We start from the raw sequence: 17,616 nt of genomic DNA on the forward strand, positions 1-17,616 counted from the left end.
GGCTGCGCTTTTAGTTCTTCTCATATTTAAATTTATTAATGCTGATTTGCATTTCTGCGGACAAGTTCGCAAGTTCTTTACTCGCTCTGGAGATTTCCTCCATAGAAGCCGTTTGCTCTTCTACGGATGCGGATACCTCTTCCGTTCCCGCGGCGTTCTCCTCGGAGCTCGCAGCCAGATTTTCAATGATGCCGATCATCTCATTCTTTTTGACTTCCATTTTCTCTGCGGATTGATTGATATGCGAAATCACTTGCTTCATTCTATCAATGGCTGAGGATATGCCTTCCACCTGCACATTCGTTTGGTCAACGCTCTCTGCCTGCGATTGAACGGTTTGTTCGACTTCATGAATTTTCCTCACGGCGTACTCCGTTTTTCCTGTAAGCTCGCTCGTGATCATTGAAATCTCTGCGGTAAAGGTGTTCGATTGCTCGGCAAGCTTGCGTATTTCCTGAGCAACGACCGCAAAGCCCCTGCCATGCTCACCCGCTCTAGCCGCTTCGATAGAGGCATTTAACGCAAGAAGATTCGTCTGCTCGGCAATACCCTTAATCATTCGGCTGGCATTTTCAATTTTTTCCGCACTCTCATTTGTATTCACAATGACCTCAGATACATCTTTGGCGGCCGAATAGCTTGTTTGGGTCTTATCCACCAAGTCCTTCAAAATCTCCACCACTTCATTTTTCATCGTATCGACTTCTTTAGCCGATTCGTTAAGATCATGGATGTTACTCTGTTCATCCGTAATCAAACTTCCTAATTCGTTAATGTGCAGAGCGCCTTGCTCGGTGTCGCCGGCTTGCGCGCCCGTGCTTTTGGAAATTTCCCCAATCGTTCGGGCTACCTCATTTGCCGCAATGACGGAGTGTTCGCTTGTTTCCATCAACGCTTTGGAGGAGGAGGATACTTGGCCGGACGCTCTTGCAATGTCCTGGATCAACCGGATCAGACTCTTCTGCATATTATGGGTATCTCTCATAATATCGCCTACTTCATCGCCGGCGCGTAAGTACTTCTCCGGTATTTCGTTAGTGAAATCACCGTTTCCTAACCGTCGCAAATGAGAGGACGCGAATTGAATCGGCTTCGAGATCTTACTCGAAACATAATAAGCAATAAAGATAGACACGACGACCACGCATAGCGTCACCATGATGAGAATATTCGTAATTTCTTTTGCGCTTTTGGAGAACTCGTTTTCTTTGACAAAAACCAAATATTGAAGACCAATTTCTTCGTTAGAAGCCGGAATGACGCGCGCAACATAGTTGTTGCCGTCTTGCAGCTTCGTTTCGAACGGCTCAGTTGGAAGCTGCTCGACATGTTCCAACTGTTTGATTCCTAAATCGGAAATCGCGGTTGATACTAAGCCTTCATTTTGAGGATGGGCGATAATGTTCCCTAGTCCGTCTACGAGCACGATATATCCAGAGTCACCAATTTTACTGTTCTTCATCATTTCAGATAAGCTTGCCAAATCGATATCTACGCTAAGCACGCCGCGAAGCGCGCCGTTATCGTCCTTTATCGCTTTTGCCGCGTAAATAACCAGCTTCCCGCTTGAAGTTGTATACGCGTCAGAAAAATGGACTTGCTCCTCGTTGGAAAGCGCTAATTCGTACCAGGATCTTTTTCTTGCGTCATAGCCTTCATCCCGGTCATTCTCAGGAAACTGGACGAATCCCCCGTTCTCCTCAACGCCCAAGCTTGAGGCCAGCACGGTAACGTGTGAACCGACAAAAGCTTTAAATGTTTTGTACACTTCGGCTTCATAAGGATCGCCTTCGAGCGGCTTCATGGGAACCTTGCCATTAACGCCCTTCTTATCGATGTAGGAAGTGACTCTGCTATCCGCATCCTTCAAGAGGGTAAGGCTTGTAAGCATATTCACATTCGATTCGACTTCGGAAAAAAAGCTGCCGATGCTTGCATCCACGTCCCTGAGCTGCGCTTCCATGGCATCATTGAAATCTTGCTCCGTTTGTTTGCTTACTTTCATTGATACGACCATGCTGACAACAGCTAAGGCAACAATGGTCACTCCCACAATGGAAAGAACCACTTTACTGTTGATACTGTTAAGCTTCACTTTGCTAGCAAGACTACTCTTTTTCCTCATCTGCCTACGCCCCCGATGTGTTAGTAAAAGTTACATAAGTATAGTATCGGAGAGTTAATCTATTTAATTAATATTTGTAAGTTAGAAACATATAAAAAGCCGCCCCATTAAGGGACGGCTACCATTACTTTTCGATGAGCTGCTTTCGGTCTGTCGTTAGGGGCGGCTGTTCCAGCCATTGCCTCTCCACCACGATATCGAATATATCTTTGGCGTAGGACATGACTTTTGTAATGATTTTGGTGTAGTTCGCCGTCAGGTCAGCTCTCATGCTCAGAGACAAGGCATGTGAAATTAAAAGGATGTCAACCGAATTCAATATATTGATCATCGAAAAAATAAACTTATCCGAGAACGGAGAAACAGTCGATTCCGTCACTTCCATGCTGACGGTTACCGTCCCGAGCAAATCCTCCTCCATAAGCAGCTTATTAAAAAGCTCGATTTGCTCTTCGCTTAATTTTTTGCCCCGAATGATTTGGTCCTTAAGCTTCTTATCCTCCATGACCTGCGCAAATCCAAGCATGATAATCACGGAAAAGTAATTTCGCTCGATATTAAAAAACATTTCGGACAGCTCGATCGCATTCAATGGCCGCTTGGCGCCTATCACCCCGTCAAGGAACGAGGCTTTATGCACATATTCGACTTTGTTCGGATAGTTCATTTTCGGAGGGCGGTCATAAATCCCTTTCTCCAGCATCATCCGCACAGCTTTCCCGAACATCTCGGTCGACGTATGCAGGCACTCGTTAAAAAAGTCGAGGACGTCGAGCCGGACGTTATTCGATGCCGTAAAAGAATAATTGATCATGGAGAGCCTGTTCATCATGTAGATAAAGCTTAACGTAAACGTGTCGTGAAAAAGCGGAGGGGCCGATAAATTGACATCCGCGTCCGAAAATCCCGCCGGAATCGGGAAATTTTCCGCAAGAAACAGTTTTTTAATTTTGTTTACGCGGTCCTTCGATATTTGCATCGCTTCTTCAGCGAGCGGAATAATCTGCCCGTCTTGAAGATGATGCAGAAAGTACATAAGAAAACATACCGTCATGCTTTCCTGCATATAGGTGCCCCACAGGCCTCCGATTTCCGTACAGCTTAATTCAATATTTGCCGGTTTCGCTTCAGGCTTCTGATTTGTCATGTGCTCCGTCCCCTACGCTGCTTATTCAAGTCGTAGTATTCTAACTTTTTCTGGATGTTATTCACATGTCCGTTCCAAACCATATGCCTCTCGCATCCTCATTAAAGCTTACACATGGATCGCGCGCTTCACTTCCTCGATGACGGCTTTCACCCCCTCTTGTATCTGCTCAGGACGAGCCCGGGAAATGCTGATTCGCAAAAACTTCTCCCGCTGCCTATAGTCCGTCAGGTAAAACAGCTTCCCGCTCAGCGCGAGAACGCCCCGCTTCTGAAGACGGTCCACTACCCGCTCCAAATTGACCTCCAGCGGCAGCTTAAATTGCGTATAGACGCCTGACCGAACATCCGCCACCTCGAGCAGCCCTTCGCTGTTGTACAGCTTCACTGCCTCATGCAAAATTTCGATTCTGGATTCATACTGCCGATAGATCTTTTCCCTGTGCCTTTCGTACATGCCGTTTTTGATGTAAATATCAAGAGCCGCCTGCGACAGCAGGGCAGCGCCGTTCTGCTGGTGGTACGCATGGAAGCTGTCCAGAAGAGCCACGGGCAGCACGACCGCCCCGATCCGCAATCCTGGGAAAATGATCTTTGAGAAGCTTTTCAGGTACACCACACGCCCGCTCTGGTCATACGCAAATATCGGATCGAACCCTCGCTTGTCCCCGAGGTCCGCCATATAGTCGTCTTCCACGACGTACACATCATATTTGGCGGCCAGACGGGCGATCGTCTTTTTCTCCTGGACGCCGTAAGAGGTGCCAAGCGGATTATGATGCCTCGACATCGTGTAGAAGCATTTGATATCCCCGCTCCGAAACAGCTCCTCCAGCCGCCTCAAATCGATGCCGCCTGCCGTCCGCTCGATGCTCTTCACCGGCAGCCCTTCCGTTTCAAGGAATTTTAAATACAAATTATAGCTCGGCTGCTCCACCAGCACTATGGACCTGCCGTTCGGGAACGGCATCCTCGCTAACGTCTGAAGCGCCTGCTGAATGCCTGATGTCACCGCGATTTGATCGGCTTTCGCGAAAATTTGATCCTCTGCGAGATGCTTAACAAGCGTTTCGCGCAAAGCGGGCAGCCCTTTCGGATCCCCATAGGTAAACAGATGGTATTTATAGGTGTCGATTGCCTTATTCAAGCAATGTTGAAAATCCCGGTAAGGAAACACATTCAAATCGGGAGAGGAAGACGCAAAATCGATGACCCCGTCATCCGTGACGGCTTCCTCCTCTTCCTCCTCCACCACATAGTAGCCGCTCTGCGGTATCGAATAGACCGCATGCCGCCTCTCAAGCTCCGCATAAGCCCGCATTACCGTGCTGATACTGCAGCCGTACCGCTCCGCAGCCTGACGGACCGACGGCAGCTTCTGTCCCGGCCGAAGCTCGCCGGCCGCCCGCTGTTGATCAAAATCCGCCAGGATCGCCGAATATTTTTTCATAGCTGGATCCCCCCACACCCCATGAACCATCCTCTTCTTAACCCTCACTATACCGAAAAAAATATCCCCCTGCCATAACCGCTATCCTTAACTGTACCGATACAGTTGCTTAACTTTCGCGTTGTGGCAGGCAGCGGGATGCTTTACGATTCGAGTGACAGGTTCGAACCCTTTCATTCGCCAAGAGGAGGAATTTAGCTATGCAATCCCAATCCCAGCCCCAACGAGGCCGCGCCTACGCTTATATCGCCGTTCTCGTCTACGCGGCCATCATCGGGCTATCGTTTATGTTTACGAAGGTCGCTCTTACTTACGCCAGTCCTATCGACACGCTTGCACTTCGTTTTACCCTCTCGTTCGCGGCCATTGTTATCCTGATCGCCACCGGGATATTCCGGGTGTCGCTGAGGGGGAAGCCATGGCCGAGGCTGCTCATTCTGGCGCTCATGTATCCGCTCGGTTTTTTCACCTTGCAGACGTTTGGACTCGAGCACGCTTCATCTGCGGAAGGCGGCATCATCTTTGCCGTGACGCCGATTCTAACGGCCTTATTGGCGGGAATTTTTCTGAAAGAATCCACGACGCTTCGGCAGAAGCTCTCGATTCTGCTGTCCGTATTCGGCGTGGCTTTGATTTTCGTTATGCAAGGGACCGGCATTGATTTTACAAATGCGGCGGGCATCTTGCTGCTTTTTCTTTCTTGCCTTGCGTCAGCGGGCTATGTCGTGCTTTCCCGCTATTTGCTTCGCACGTTCACGCCGACCGAGGTTACAAGCGCGATGATGGCGATCGGATGCGCGTCCTTCTGGCTGATGTCGCTTGTCGCTCATGCGGCTGACGGGACGATGCATCAGATTTTCGACCCGCTGGCGAATATGGATTTTGTCTGGTCGATCGTGTACCTCGGCATTCCGGCGTCTCTGGTGACAGCCTTCACGTCAAGCTATGCGCTCTCCAAGCTTGAGGCCTCCCGAATCAGCGTATTCTCTAATCTGTCTACCGTCATCTCGATCGCGGCCGGAGCCTTCATCCTCGGGGAGACCGTCACCGTCTACCATCTCATCGGCTGCGCGCTCATTATTGCAGGAGTGATTGGCACGAATGTAAAGCAGAAGAGCAAGCAGGAGAGCATCGCGCCGAGGTATCGGACGAATAAAGCTGGAGGCTAGTCCCTCCATACAAAGACAAAAATCGAATAACGAAAAGGAGTGTATTGAAAAATGAGTACAAAAACGAATAGCAAGCTGGATTTCTTTGCGTTGCTGAAGGAGAGGCATGCCGTAAAACGGTACGACAGCGGCTATCGGATGGTTGAAGAGGACATTCTGGCACTATTACAAGCAGCCTCGGACGCGCCATCCGCCTGGAATCTGCAGCATTGGAAATTTCTCACCATTACAGATCAGGCCCATAAGGAGACTTTGCTTGATATTGCGTTCGGGCAACGGCAGGTCGTTGAAGCTTCCGCTGTCGTCGCGATTCTAGGCGATTTGCAAGCGGATCGCAATGCGGAGAAAGTGTTCGGCTCGGATGTGCAGGCTGGACGAATGTCCGTGGCGATCAAGTCCAGACTGATCTCGCAAATCAACCTTGCCTATGAAAACAAAAACTGGGCCCGGGATCAGGCCATATGCAACGCATCGCTTGCGGCGATGCAACTGATGCTCGCCGCGAAAGCGATGGGACTGGACTCCTGCCCGATAGGCGGCTTTGATCCGGGCAGGCTGATCGAAGCCTTCGCGATCCCGGACCGTTACGTCCCGGTCATGCTTATATCGGTTGGCAAAGCAGCAGAGCCCGCCCGCCCGTCCGAAAGGCTTCCGATCGAGGAGTCGGTCGTGTGGAACCGGTTTTGAATGAGTCGAAAAGCCAAACCTTTATGCATGGCGATCAGCTTGAACGACTGTAACCTCCGTCGATAGAGCCAGCCGCTTCTCCTCGTTCGATATAAAACCAAGCTCCTCCATCCGATTCAGCACGAGCTGCTGACGCTCCATCGCCAGCTCTTTGTTTTTCAGCGGCGAATATCGTTCGGGAGCTTTGGGCATTGCCGCAAGGATGCCGGCTTCGCTTAAGCTGATCGTCTCTTGATCCTTGGAGCCGGCGCGAACCGTCTTGCCGAAATACAGCTGAGCGGCTTGCTCAATCCCGTAGGTGCCATGAGCAAAGTAGATCTGGTTCAGATATAATGACAAAATTTGTTCTTTGGAATAGTTCCGTTCGATATGAAGCGCGATAGCCGACTCCTTCAGTTTTCGCGCAATTGTCTTGTCATGCGATAAAAACAGATTGCGCGCCAGCTGCATCGTAATCGTGCTGCCGCCTTGCACCATGCCTCCCGCCTTCAAATCGGCGGCAAGCGCTCTTCCAAGCGACAGGATATCGATGCCGGGATGAGACATAAAGCGGTGATCCTCCACGGCGAGAAAGGCTTGCCATATATAATCGGGCATCTCTTGGATGGGAATATAGCCGCCCTCGTCTAAGATGGCGGTTATTTCACGGTCATCTGTCAGCACGTCGCCGGCGGCCGACATGCCAAGCCACGCCGTCAACGACAACACGGTCAGCATCATAGCGGCCATGACTAATCTTTTTAAACGAATGGCATGAAGCATATAAGCTCCCCCTCCCATTAATGACAATGGTGATCTGTAACTATTTTACAGCCTCCCGTAGCCTTTACCTATCGAATATCCTTTCACTTCCCTTACAACGCTGTAAGGTTTCCAACCCATAAAAAAAGGTTCCGAAAGCAGTATGCCGCTGCTTCGGAACCCTTCTATAGCCGCCTGTAAGCGTCTCTTCTACGATTAATTGGAATCGCGAATAAACTGAAAAATGCCAATCACAACTAACAGAAGCACAAAAACGATGATAAAACTTAATCCAAATCCAGCCATTCCTGCTCGTGACCTTTTGTGCTGGATTTGATTTTCGAGATTTTCTATCCGCCTTTTCAGCTCTTGGATCTCTTTTTCTTGTTCCATGCTATTTCCTCCCCGGATGCAGGCGACTACCCCAACGACCGGGCGGAAATCGCCGTAACCTTTTGAATAAAGGACTGCAGTTCGCCTATAAATAGTTTTGCAGCTTGATTCATAAATTTATCCTTCCGGTAAAGAAGGCAAATATCCTGGCTTGGAGTAGGATTGAGCAGCTTTACGGCCGCGATGTTATCGCGTTTCAAATAATCCAGCAGCAATCGCGGAAGAATGGCTCCGCCCATCCCTTGTTCGACTAATGACAGTACCGTCGATAACGTAGAGGTTACGATCGTATTATCGATCACAATCCCTTTTTCTTCGCAGCAGGAGCGGATGACCTTCGTAATCTGATGCTCCGGCGCGAACATAACCAGCTTGATCTGCTGCAGTTGCTCAAAGGGAATCGCCTTTGACTTGGCAAACGGATGATCGGCGTTGATGGCTAGCGCAAACTCCTCATGGAACAAAGGAATAATCGAGACACGGTTATCCGGATGATCAGGCACAACCGTAACGCCAAGGTCCCGTGTGCCGTCCACAATCTGTTCATATACATCTACGGTTTCCGTAACGCGTATGGAAAGCTTGGGATAGGCGCGGTGGAAATTGATCAGAAGCGAATCAAACAACAAATCCCCGTCTCCCGGAAGAATGCCGATGTCCAGCCTTCCGCCTTCCAGCTTCTTCAGATCCGTAATGGCTCCCTTAATATAATCAACTCGTTCAAAGATAAGGTGACATTGTTCCAGCAAAATTTTACCCGCATCCGTCAGCGCTATCCGTTTGCCAATGCGGTCGAACAGCGGCGTTCCGAGCTCGTTCTCCAAAAACTTGATTTGCTGACTCAAATTAGACTGCGTGGTGCACAGGTTCTCGGCCGCTCTCGAAAAATGCATTTCCTTGCAAACGGCCGCAAAATACTCCAGCTGCCTGAATTCCACTCCCTCGCCTCCCTTAAATGTCGTCTCAATCATCCATTTAGATCATCATACCACTTTATCCCAATTCTGCGTGCCATCATTACTGAAACCGATCAAATGAATCGGAATCTCGCGATTGTTGCCCTTCGGGGAGAGAGATACACTGTGGATAGAAAGCAAAACACTTATCAACCAATTCATTGAGGAGGCGTTTTAACCATGACCCATTCGATTATTGCTACCGGAAAAACTTTGCGTCAGATCGCGATCGGGCAGCTTCAGAACATTTCGGAAGATCAATTCGATAGGCAAGCGAAAGGATTTAACAACACCATTCGTTGGAATACCGGCCATATCGTGTACTGGATGGATAAGTACTCCGCTTTATCTTTTGGATTCCCGTCTGCCATTCCGGTTCATTATGAATTGCTGTTCGGCTCCGGCACGAGGCCTTCAGATTGGACGATGGCCCCGCCCGCGAAGCAGGAACTGATCGAGCAGCTATCGGCACAGCTTTCCCGGCTTTCCGAGCTGAAGCCCGAAATGCTCGATATGAAGCTTCAATCGCCGTTCCTCTTAGGCCCGTTCCAATTTCCAACCTCCGGCGAATTGTTCAATTTCGCGCTAATGCACGAGGCCATCCATCTTGGCATTATTTCGAGCCAGCTAAAGGCGATTCAATAAGTGCCATTCTTTATTTGCAACACGAGGCTGCCGCATGACGCGGACAGCCTCGTTACTTGAATATGTTGCTCATACCCTCAACAATCCCCGAAAACCTCTGGCGCCATAGTAAGATTCCGCTCCATTGTGGTACACAAAGACCGTGTCGTAGCGGCGGTCACAGAAGAGGGCTCCTCCAAGCTTTCGAATATGTGGAGGTGTGACTACCCAGCTCGATGTCTTCAAATCGAAATTTCCGAACTCCTGCAGCTTCCGATATTGCTCTTCCGTTAAGAGCTCGATGCCCATTTCGGCAGCCATATCCAAGGCGCTGTTTGCCGGTTTATGCTCTTTCCTCGAATCCAGCGCCGCACGGTCGTAGCAAATACTTCTGCGGCCTTTCGGACTTTCCGCCGAACAATCAATAAAGAGGTATTCGCCCGTTTTCTTATCGTGACCCACGATGTCCGGTTCGCCTGCGGTCTTCTCCATTTCATGGAGCGACCACAGCTTTTCAGGACTCGCCTCGAGCTTTGCTTTAATATCAGCCCATACCAGATCCTCGTGACGGTTCATGTTTTTTTCAAATCGGCGCTGCAAGGTTAGTAGCAGTTCCTCGCTTTGTTCTGGTGTTAGCGCTTTATTGGTCATAATAAATCCTCCCTCGTGTATTGTTTAGCGAATAACGAATGATATTTATAGCAAAACGTTTTCTGTGATTAAAAAAAGATGCTCCGCACGATCGCAATTACTTTCTTATAAAACTCTGATGTAATATCCACTTGCCCCACAACGTCTGCGTTTCTTTGATTCATATCTAGAGCTTTAACTTGCTCGCATAGTGCCTGTCCAGTAAGAAATACAACTCCCTCTTCTGGATGATTAATTTCTATCTCATTTTCGGGAACGGGGACATGGTATGGATACTCCCTTTTTGTATTTGCAAGAGGCACGATAGCGGCAAATTTTTGTGCAAGCGTTCCCGGATTGACGATCCCATCAGATACCACAAGCGCTGGTCTTCTTCCGCCCTGCTCGTACCCGGCCTGTGGGCTTAGTTCTATATAGACAATACTTCCGCGTTGGATGTTACCGGTTATAGCCATTACCACATCTCATCTCCTACAAGATCTGGTAGTGCATCTTCTATTTCGCTAACCTCCGATTTTTCGCATTCTTCTCGTAGTTTCAATGATAATGCACGCAGATAATCCGGATCCTCTTCATCAATCTCAGCTTCGACAGCTCGTAAAACTAGCTCCTTATTCTCTGTTACTATCATTTCAATCCCAACCCCGTCTGCGAACTTTACTAGCTCGGAAACTTCCTGCGGGATGCGGACGGCCAAGCTATTTCCCCATTTCCGGACAGTTGCTTTCGTCATATAAATCATCCCTCTTCTTATTCCACCATTTTGTACCATTTTAGCACACCCTCCAGGGATTGTATATACACAGTATATACAACACCCGAGTGAAGGATACATGTATGTTTCAGTAGCTATTGCCGATTCTACAGCGTCTCCGTGCTCAGTGTAAATCCTTCAATCACCGCGTCCTCGTCGACCTCGATCAAAATGCACCGTTTTCCTCGGTAATTGACCTGCTTCACATATTTCAAATCTTGCGGGCTGACCGAGATTGTGGCGACCTTCGTTTCGATTTTTATCGACTTCGAAGTGAACTTCGGAATGACGCTGCTCGCTTTGATTTCATAGTTTTTGTCGTCAACCACCGTTTCGAACGCCCGCTCCACCTTCTCCGTCGTCACGTTCTCCACGCCACTAGCCGTCAGCATATGCGCCACATCTTTATAATCCAGCTTCGGAGGCTCTTCCTCCTCGTTCGTTTCGATGATCTGGTGAATTTCCTCGTATACATGAGCGATCGTTGCCGCATCGAGCTGCTCTCCCGCCACTTCCTTCACGATCTCCTCGAAAATGCTTCTTTCTTCCTGCGCCGTCACCGTCTTCTCGGCATTCAACACTTGCTCAATGAAACGGAAATTCGGCTCGTTGGCTTTCCCCGTGCAATACATAATGCGGTTCACGTCGGAATAATTGTCCGTCACGCTAGGGTAGAAAAAGCCTTGCTCCGGCGCGTTCAGCTTGATAATCGGATCAACGAAGACATTATATTTAAATTCCCTCTCGACATAATCGAACATGAGCGTCTTCCGATGCTGCTCCGTGGAATTCACGCTGCACAGAATGAACGGATTGACGAACATCTCATCGTTTTCGCTCTCCTCGGCTTCTTCGTTCCTTTCCTTGGTCGGCCGAAAATATTGCCCGCGGACGAATGTAACCACCGTGTCCCGTTCATATTTGGTATCGGCCAGCATTTTCTCCACGAGCAAAATCATAAGATCATGCCATTCCTCCGGATCGCCGGTCACCAGCGCTTGATGGAGAAGCACCCGCGAAGGATCCTCCGCTTCCTCCATAAACTTCAATTCGAATAGCTTCTGGTCCAATTCGCCGGTCAGCAGTTTTTTGAAATTGCTCATATACAGCTCCTGCTTCTCTCGGTCCAAGAGGGCGAACGGCTGACGCTCGAAATGATAGATTTCGTTGCTTTCCTTCATAATGTACACGTTCAAAATGTCATAAAGGTTGAGCTTATGATTATCCAGCTTGAATTGCTTGCGAATATGCGCGAGTTCTTTTTTTATCATGGTCCGTCGAACAGCTCCTATGTTATAAGATGGCTTATCCAGTATAATCGATTGCTCTAAAAAAATGTAACACATCAAACTGAAAAAGCCCCTCGGAAGAAGGGCATTACGAAAATTATTACGGCGCTCATTGCAGTCGACCCGACTTCACAAAAACAAACTTCCTTTGAACCCAATAACTGAACAAGAAGATGGTTGTTTCCGTAAAAATCTTCGCTAAGATCAAGGACAATCCGATTGTGCTGTAATAAAAATCGATGACGCCGTAGTTCGCAAGCATCACGACGAGCGCAAGGAGCATATATCGGGGCAGCGAGCTTTTAACAGGCACATCATTGGACGTTGAAAATACAAAACGCCGATTGGCGGCGTAATTAAAAACTGCGCTGCAGACTCTCGCCCCTACTACCGCAAGCAATAGATTGGAAGTAAAGAGCTGAATAAGTACAAGAAGCAGCACATCGAGGAATGCGGACATAAGCGAAGACACGCTGAATTTAACAATCGGCAAGTATACGCGGAAAGAATCTTTTAGAAAATGAAAATGAGAAGATTGATTCCGCTCCAGATAGACGGTGTCGATATCGATCTCTTTAAACGTGCAGCCCGCCGGAACGGCCTCGAGCAGCATATTCATTTCATACTCGAACCGGTCGCCTGTAATTCTGCACAGCCACGGAAGCATCTCCGCCCCGAATCCCCGAAGTCCCGTTTGTGTATCGTATATTTTCGCGCCGCTGACAAAGGAGAATATGCTCCTCGTCACACTGTTTCCAAATCGGCTGCGGAAGGGGACTTTTCCTGCAAATTTCCTGCTGCCAAGCACGATCGTTTTGGGGTGGCCCTGCACGACTTCCTCCGCTATTCGGATAATATCTTTCGGCAAATGCTGCCCGTCACAATCCGCCGTAACAACGCCTGACGCTTCCTTCGTTTCAAGTATATAGCGAAAGCCGGTTTTTAACGCCGCTCCCTTCCCTTTGTTATGCTCATGCGTTAACACCGTACAGCCTAGACTTGCAGCCCTATCAAAAATAGACTGATATGCCGGCCCGCTGCCATCGTCTACTACGACGATCTCATCGTCACTTCTATCCTTTAAATCATGAATCAAGTGAATAAGCCTTTGACTCGGTTCGTAAGCCGGGATCAAAATAATCATTGATGTCCCCTCCTTCTCACGGCTAATGGGCCGGCGGCTGTAATGAGACCTGCGGCGATGAAGCCCCACCCCGCCGCGTCGTAATAGAACAAGTGGGAGGAGTTTGTGCCGGCAATTTCAAACACGCCGCTTAGGAGGCTCGCAATGGTCAGCGCAGCGATTCCTGAATTATGAAGATTTAAAAATACCCGGCAGCTGACAGAATGCGTGATGCTCGGAAAGAGTCTGCCCATGATGAAGCAGTAAAGCGCTCCTCCAACCAACGGATATAAAAACATCCAGCTCATTGCCGCCGAATCGACTCCATGGCTGTAGATGCCATAAACCTTGTCCACGGCTGCCGCTGCAGCTGCCGCGATCAAGTGGCCCCATACTGTTCTTCTAAGCTGCTTTTCATATTTCCCCGTCTTAATAGCCAATGTAGACAATGTCGCTCACCTTTCTTTCTCCTATGCTTCTGCCGCTTGTCGGCTTATTCACGACTTCTCCGTTAAAATACATCGTTGAGGATCCGCCGCCGTCCAGGTTATAAGCGACCGTACATCCCCGATCCTTCAGCTCCTGCGCCAGCTGTAGAAGGGATAGTCCTTCGCTCTCGCTCGTGCGTCCGTCCGATACGACGACCATATAATGAAGCTCGGAAACCTGGCCGATGGCCGTTCTTGGATTGCTTGCCATGGCTTTTCCTACTTCGCTGGAGCTGTCAACCACAATACTGCCGCCCTCCACAAGGCCCGGTCCAAAGGATAAAACCTGCCACGCTCCTTGCTCGGATAGGGAGTCCATGCTTACTTCTCCTTCGGAAACGACGGACAAGTTGCCGTCCTTATCAATGACTAGGGCATCATTGTCGCCGCTTCTGGCTGTGTCCCGGTAAGCGACACCGTTCCGCAGCACATACCCGCTGTCTCTAAACCCGTAAAAGTCCCCGTTTATGGCAAAAATCGCGTTGTTCTCCTCTGCGATGTCCGAGGTCGTTGCCGTTATGTTTCGGCCATAGGTTTGGTTGGCGAGGGCCGTTTTCAGGTAAGAGGGGTCGGAAACTTGAATATCTGCAACATAAAGGGTTGAATCATACTTCCGAACCGTTTCAATCGAGATTTTCACGTTTTCGTCCTCGTAGGACGTGTCCGTAATAACCGCCTTAGACTGCGATACTGTTTCGGTTTCGGCTGCTGCGGAAACATCCTCCCACGATGACGCTGCACTTCCTGATGATCCTGCTACGGTTGTTGAAGGCGGCGATGTAAAAGACGCATCGGCCAGCGATTTGGGCAATACAAAGGTATCCAGCAGGGTAAAAGAAACGGAAGCCGTTAAAATAACGGAATAAATGACGGCCCATCTGTAGGGCCTGAACAAAGGCTGTTTCATTCCATATTCGATCCTTTCTTGTAGAATTGTTCTGTGCACATGATCTTGCTTACACTCTTAATCTACAGGGCGAAGCTTTAACGCAGCTTAAATGGTTCGGTGCTTGTACTAAAGAAAAAAGCCAGTTTCGATGAAATCGAAACTAGCTCAGTTGGCCTGCTCTTCCGTTATTGTCGCACTCCTCTTCCGAAGCCAGCCCCGCCTCGGCCACCGCCTCCGCGGGATTGGGTAATTTGAGTGATTTGTTCACCATTCACCGTAACATTGCCGCCATTTAATTGTGCTGTACCATCCGAGTCGAAGGCCGACCCCGCTTCTACAAGAATGGTTCCGCCATTAATATAGATATCGCCGTTTGAATCAAAGGCGTCCGTATCCCCACTGCCCATACTGACATCAATGGTACCGCCATTGACTTCAATCACTACGTTGGAATTGACTTTCTGCGAAGCATTAATGCCGTCATTATTCGCATACAAAGTAATCTGACCGTCATTCACCTTAATAGAATTGGCTTCAATGCCTTCTTCACTGGTCTCTATGTTAATGGTGCCGCCGTCGATTTGTACAAGGTTATTGCCGCGGATGGCATCATCGGCAGCGGTAATCGTTAAGGAGCCGCCTTCAATATAGATGTTCCCAAGAGAAGGATCCTCATCGTTTTCGCTATGCAAAGCGTCCTTCCCGGCATCTATGGTGATGGTTCCATCATGGATAAGAATGGCATCATTGGCCTCTAGTGCATCCGCAGCTGAATGAATGGTATACGCGCCCCCCGTTATTTTGAGGTCATCCTTTGAAGAAATACCATTCCCTTCGTTAGACACAATTTCTAAGGTTCCTGTTCCATTCAAGGTTATATCCGCTCTAGAGAAAATGACGGCATCCAAATTCGTGTCTCCGTCCGCCGCGTAGGTTCCGGTAACCTCCATATGGTTCTCGCTGTCAGTCGATGTGACGAATACTTTATCCGCTGCTTTCACATAGATGGCGGGTGAATCTTCATTCGTTATACGGACGCCGTCCAGGACGATTTGAACTTTTGCATCCTCGGCAGCTTCCACCACGACCGTCACATTTTCCGCCTCACCGCTTAAGACATAGACGCCTTCCGTATTCAGCGTCACATCTTGATTGCTTACCAGCTTTATTGGTGTTGCTGATGTAAGATCGGCTGTCTGTTCTAAATCCCGATCGCTGAATAATTCCGACGTGGACGAACCGGAAACGGAAACGGCAGCTTCCGTTGAGGAAGCATCGGAAGAGGCTTCTGCGGAGTCAGCTTCCGCCGCCGGCGATGCGCTCGTGCTTGTTGATCGATTGCTTGCAACTGCAGCTGCGGCTGCATCCCCGTTGCCGACCTGCGCCTTAGAGCAGCCAACGGCAGATAGGCTAAGGAATAAGGCCATCGTAACGATGCTTATGTTATGCATCCTTTTTTTCATAAATCAACACTCCTCGTATCATTCACTGTTTATTTTTCAAAAAGCATGATCGCTTCGTGACTTATTTACATCCTAATGCCGATAGCTTTAATCAAACTTAAATGAATCAGCCTACAAAACAAAATTCCCCCAAGCTATCCGCTTGAGGGAATTAAAAGACACGTACATGAATTCATTTCATAGCCTTCGGACCAATTGTCAGTTCGATCACTCTAAACTCTAAATTAATTCCGACTTTTCCAGCAAACGGTCAACAATAGCGGCGACCTCTGCTCGGGTAATATACGCCTTTGGCGCAAGCTTGTTGCCGTTTTTCCCCGTTACCACGCCTGCTTGAATACTTTTCGCCATACTCGTTTCTGCCCAAGAAGCCACATCCTCCGAATCGCTATAAGAATGAAGCATGGCTTCTAACGATTGTTCAAGTATTCGGTCGTTCAAGCCAGTTAGGTTCATGGCGCTGGCGATAATCTGCATCGCTTGTTCTCGGGTAAGCTTATCATTCGGACGGAACGTACCGTCTTCAAAACCATTGATTAACCGGTACTCGTACGCGGTCTGAACCGCTCTGCTGTACCAGTCCGTGAGCTTCACATCCTTGAAGCTGCTATCGCCCTTTTCCAACCGCAAACCTAAGGCTCTCACAATAATGGCTGCAAACTCGGCCCGGGTAATGTCTTGCTCTGGGCTGAACATGCCGTTGCCCGTTCCTTCCACGACCATCCGCGAGCCCATGTTATTCACGGCGTCTTTCGCCCAGTGGTTCTTTACATCCTCGAATTCAAGCGGATGCCAAACAACAGAGTACGTGCTATTCGTGAGACTGTTCATTTGCGCATAGTAGCGGCCGTCTATCTGAACAACTTTGGTCGGTACGTGACGCACCGCGCCGTCCGGCTCGACGACGACTCCCGTTGTAATGCGGCTCGGATCCGCACCTTCGGGAATCGCCACCATGCGCTCCACGTAAGCGTTGAAGTTCGATATTTCTTCCGCTTGGTCGCCGTAAACGGCGCTCACTTTGAAGTCGAGCGGCGGAACGACTAACGTGAATTGGTTGCGGCTTGCAGCATCCTCAACCAATTGGACCGTTTCCGTAAGCGGGGCAGCGATTTCGATCTTCACCTTAATGTCTTGTAAGGCGAGGTTCGTCCCGAATCGCTCGGAAATCGCATCAATATTGATTTGACCGGCCGGCAAAGTATATGCGGCATTCTCGGTACGAATCTCTACGACCGCTTGCCGGTTCTCCATGTTCTTGACCATGCGGCCGTTCAGTTCACCAACGACGACATCACTTGCTGTTGACACAGGGATCGTGATCGTCGCCCCGCTGCCTTCTGCCTGAAGTCTCTGTTGCAATTTATCCTCGTTCACCGCAATGGTGGTCACTTGCTGCCCATTCACCTGATCCGTCGTTGCGGTCCCTGCGTTTTCTATTTTGCCGTTGACGAGGACGTCTACTCCCGTGTTCACAGGGCCAGGTGCCGGCGGAGCTTGATAAACCGGTAATGCCGTGACCGTGATCGTGGCCGTATCCGCCTTCGTTCCATCGAACGTCGACGTTGCTGTAATGGTGTACGTTCCCGGCGCTGCGTCGGAGGCTACTCGGACCAGTCCGCTCGCATTGACCGTCACTTTTCCGCCGCTATCACTGCTTGACCACGT

Annotated in this window: 18 protein-coding genes; 3 read left to right on the top strand and 15 right to left on the bottom strand. The window is 49.3% G+C overall.

What is annotated here, in order from left to right; translation table 11 throughout:
• Nucleotides 1-10 precede the first annotated feature (10 nt).
• The 3 genes from D3P08_RS24415 to D3P08_RS24425 all read right to left on the bottom strand — a co-directional run bounded on the left by D3P08_RS24415 (nucleotide 11) and on the right by D3P08_RS24425 (nucleotide 4,721).
• On the bottom strand, nucleotides 11-2,125 hold the full coding sequence (locus D3P08_RS24415; protein WP_119602744.1) for a methyl-accepting chemotaxis protein: 2,115 nt from the start codon (nucleotides 2,123-2,125) through the stop codon (nucleotides 11-13).
• Between the two features lie 124 nt (nucleotides 2,126-2,249).
• Entirely contained in the window at nucleotides 2,250-3,272 is a 1,023-nt protein-coding gene (locus D3P08_RS24420) for a DUF3231 family protein (RefSeq protein ID WP_119602745.1), read from the bottom strand.
• Nucleotides 3,273-3,380: 108 nt separating this feature from the next.
• Nucleotides 3,381-4,721: an aminotransferase-like domain-containing protein gene (locus D3P08_RS24425; RefSeq protein WP_119602746.1), complete on the bottom strand. Its 1,341-nt coding sequence runs from the start codon at nucleotides 4,719-4,721 to the stop codon at nucleotides 3,381-3,383.
• A gap of 200 nt (nucleotides 4,722-4,921) precedes the next feature.
• Between D3P08_RS24425 and D3P08_RS24430 the strand changes: the two genes are divergently transcribed.
• Together D3P08_RS24430 and D3P08_RS24435 are read left to right on the top strand one after the other, a co-directional pair.
• A complete protein-coding gene (locus tag D3P08_RS24430; RefSeq protein WP_119602747.1) occupies nucleotides 4,922-5,890 on the top strand; it encodes a DMT family transporter in 969 nt (322 codons plus the stop codon).
• A gap of 51 nt (nucleotides 5,891-5,941) precedes the next feature.
• Complete coding sequence (locus D3P08_RS24435) at nucleotides 5,942-6,577, top strand: nitroreductase family protein (protein WP_119602748.1); 636 nt, start codon at nucleotides 5,942-5,944, stop codon at nucleotides 6,575-6,577.
• Nucleotides 6,578-6,598: 21 nt separating this feature from the next.
• On the opposite strand, the gene D3P08_RS24440 is transcribed toward D3P08_RS24435, so the two are convergent.
• From D3P08_RS24440 to D3P08_RS24445, 3 genes are all read right to left on the bottom strand, one after another.
• Nucleotides 6,599-7,339 carry a transglycosylase domain-containing protein gene (locus D3P08_RS24440; protein WP_162848591.1) on the bottom strand — a complete coding sequence of 247 codons (741 nt, stop codon included), beginning with the start codon at nucleotides 7,337-7,339 and terminating at the stop codon, nucleotides 6,599-6,601.
• Nucleotides 7,340-7,534: 195 nt separating this feature from the next.
• On the bottom strand, nucleotides 7,535-7,711 hold the full coding sequence (locus D3P08_RS27450; RefSeq protein WP_162848592.1) for a hypothetical protein: 177 nt from the start codon (nucleotides 7,709-7,711) through the stop codon (nucleotides 7,535-7,537).
• A 26-nt stretch (nucleotides 7,712-7,737) separates the two neighbouring features.
• Complete coding sequence (locus D3P08_RS24445; RefSeq protein ID WP_119602750.1) at nucleotides 7,738-8,649, bottom strand: LysR family transcriptional regulator; 912 nt, start codon at nucleotides 8,647-8,649, stop codon at nucleotides 7,738-7,740.
• Nucleotides 8,650-8,847: 198 nt separating this feature from the next.
• Here D3P08_RS24445 and D3P08_RS24450 point away from each other — a divergent pair, with 198 nt between their 5' ends.
• Nucleotides 8,848-9,312 (top strand): DinB family protein, encoded by a 465-nt coding sequence (locus tag D3P08_RS24450; protein WP_119602751.1) that lies wholly within the window; start codon nucleotides 8,848-8,850, stop codon nucleotides 9,310-9,312.
• A gap of 69 nt (nucleotides 9,313-9,381) precedes the next feature.
• On the opposite strand, the gene D3P08_RS24455 is transcribed toward D3P08_RS24450, so the two are convergent.
• The 9 genes from D3P08_RS24455 to D3P08_RS24495 form a co-directional block, all read right to left on the bottom strand.
• The gene (locus D3P08_RS24455) at nucleotides 9,382-9,942 is read right to left on the bottom strand and encodes a DUF4256 domain-containing protein (RefSeq protein ID WP_119602752.1); all 561 of its coding nucleotides are present in this window, start codon (nucleotides 9,940-9,942) and stop codon (nucleotides 9,382-9,384) included.
• 68 nt (nucleotides 9,943-10,010) lie between these two features.
• Nucleotides 10,011-10,397, bottom strand: a complete 387-nt coding sequence (locus tag D3P08_RS24460) for a type II toxin-antitoxin system PemK/MazF family toxin (RefSeq protein ID WP_119602753.1) — start codon at nucleotides 10,395-10,397, stop codon at nucleotides 10,011-10,013.
• Nucleotides 10,397-10,714, bottom strand: a complete 318-nt coding sequence (locus D3P08_RS24465) for an AbrB/MazE/SpoVT family DNA-binding domain-containing protein (protein ID WP_119602754.1) — start codon at nucleotides 10,712-10,714, stop codon at nucleotides 10,397-10,399. The genes D3P08_RS24460 and D3P08_RS24465 overlap by 1 nt, the downstream gene beginning before the upstream one ends.
• A gap of 89 nt (nucleotides 10,715-10,803) precedes the next feature.
• Nucleotides 10,804-11,967 carry a DUF4317 domain-containing protein gene (locus tag D3P08_RS24470; protein ID WP_119602755.1) on the bottom strand — a complete coding sequence of 388 codons (1,164 nt, stop codon included), beginning with the start codon at nucleotides 11,965-11,967 and terminating at the stop codon, nucleotides 10,804-10,806.
• A gap of 127 nt (nucleotides 11,968-12,094) precedes the next feature.
• Nucleotides 12,095-13,129, bottom strand: a complete 1,035-nt coding sequence (locus D3P08_RS24475; protein ID WP_119602756.1) for a bifunctional glycosyltransferase family 2/GtrA family protein — start codon at nucleotides 13,127-13,129, stop codon at nucleotides 12,095-12,097.
• A complete protein-coding gene (locus D3P08_RS24480) occupies nucleotides 13,126-13,557 on the bottom strand; it encodes a hypothetical protein (RefSeq protein WP_147381849.1) in 432 nt (143 codons plus the stop codon). The genes D3P08_RS24475 and D3P08_RS24480 overlap by 4 nt, the downstream gene beginning before the upstream one ends.
• Complete coding sequence (locus D3P08_RS24485; RefSeq protein ID WP_119602758.1) at nucleotides 13,538-14,503, bottom strand: phosphodiester glycosidase family protein; 966 nt, start codon at nucleotides 14,501-14,503, stop codon at nucleotides 13,538-13,540. Before D3P08_RS24485 ends, D3P08_RS24480 begins: the two co-directional genes overlap by 20 nt.
• A 167-nt stretch (nucleotides 14,504-14,670) precedes the next feature.
• Nucleotides 14,671-15,948 carry a carbohydrate-binding domain-containing protein gene (locus tag D3P08_RS24490; protein ID WP_119602759.1) on the bottom strand — a complete coding sequence of 426 codons (1,278 nt, stop codon included), beginning with the start codon at nucleotides 15,946-15,948 and terminating at the stop codon, nucleotides 14,671-14,673.
• A gap of 219 nt (nucleotides 15,949-16,167) precedes the next feature.
• Nucleotides 16,168-17,616, bottom strand: a 1,449-nt coding sequence (locus tag D3P08_RS24495; protein WP_147381850.1) for an S-layer homology domain-containing protein, incomplete at its 5' end; no start/stop codon positions are given.

It is taken from the genome of Paenibacillus nanensis, from assembly GCF_003583765.1.
Lineage (GTDB): Bacteria > Bacillota > Bacilli > Paenibacillales > Paenibacillaceae > Pristimantibacillus > Pristimantibacillus nanensis.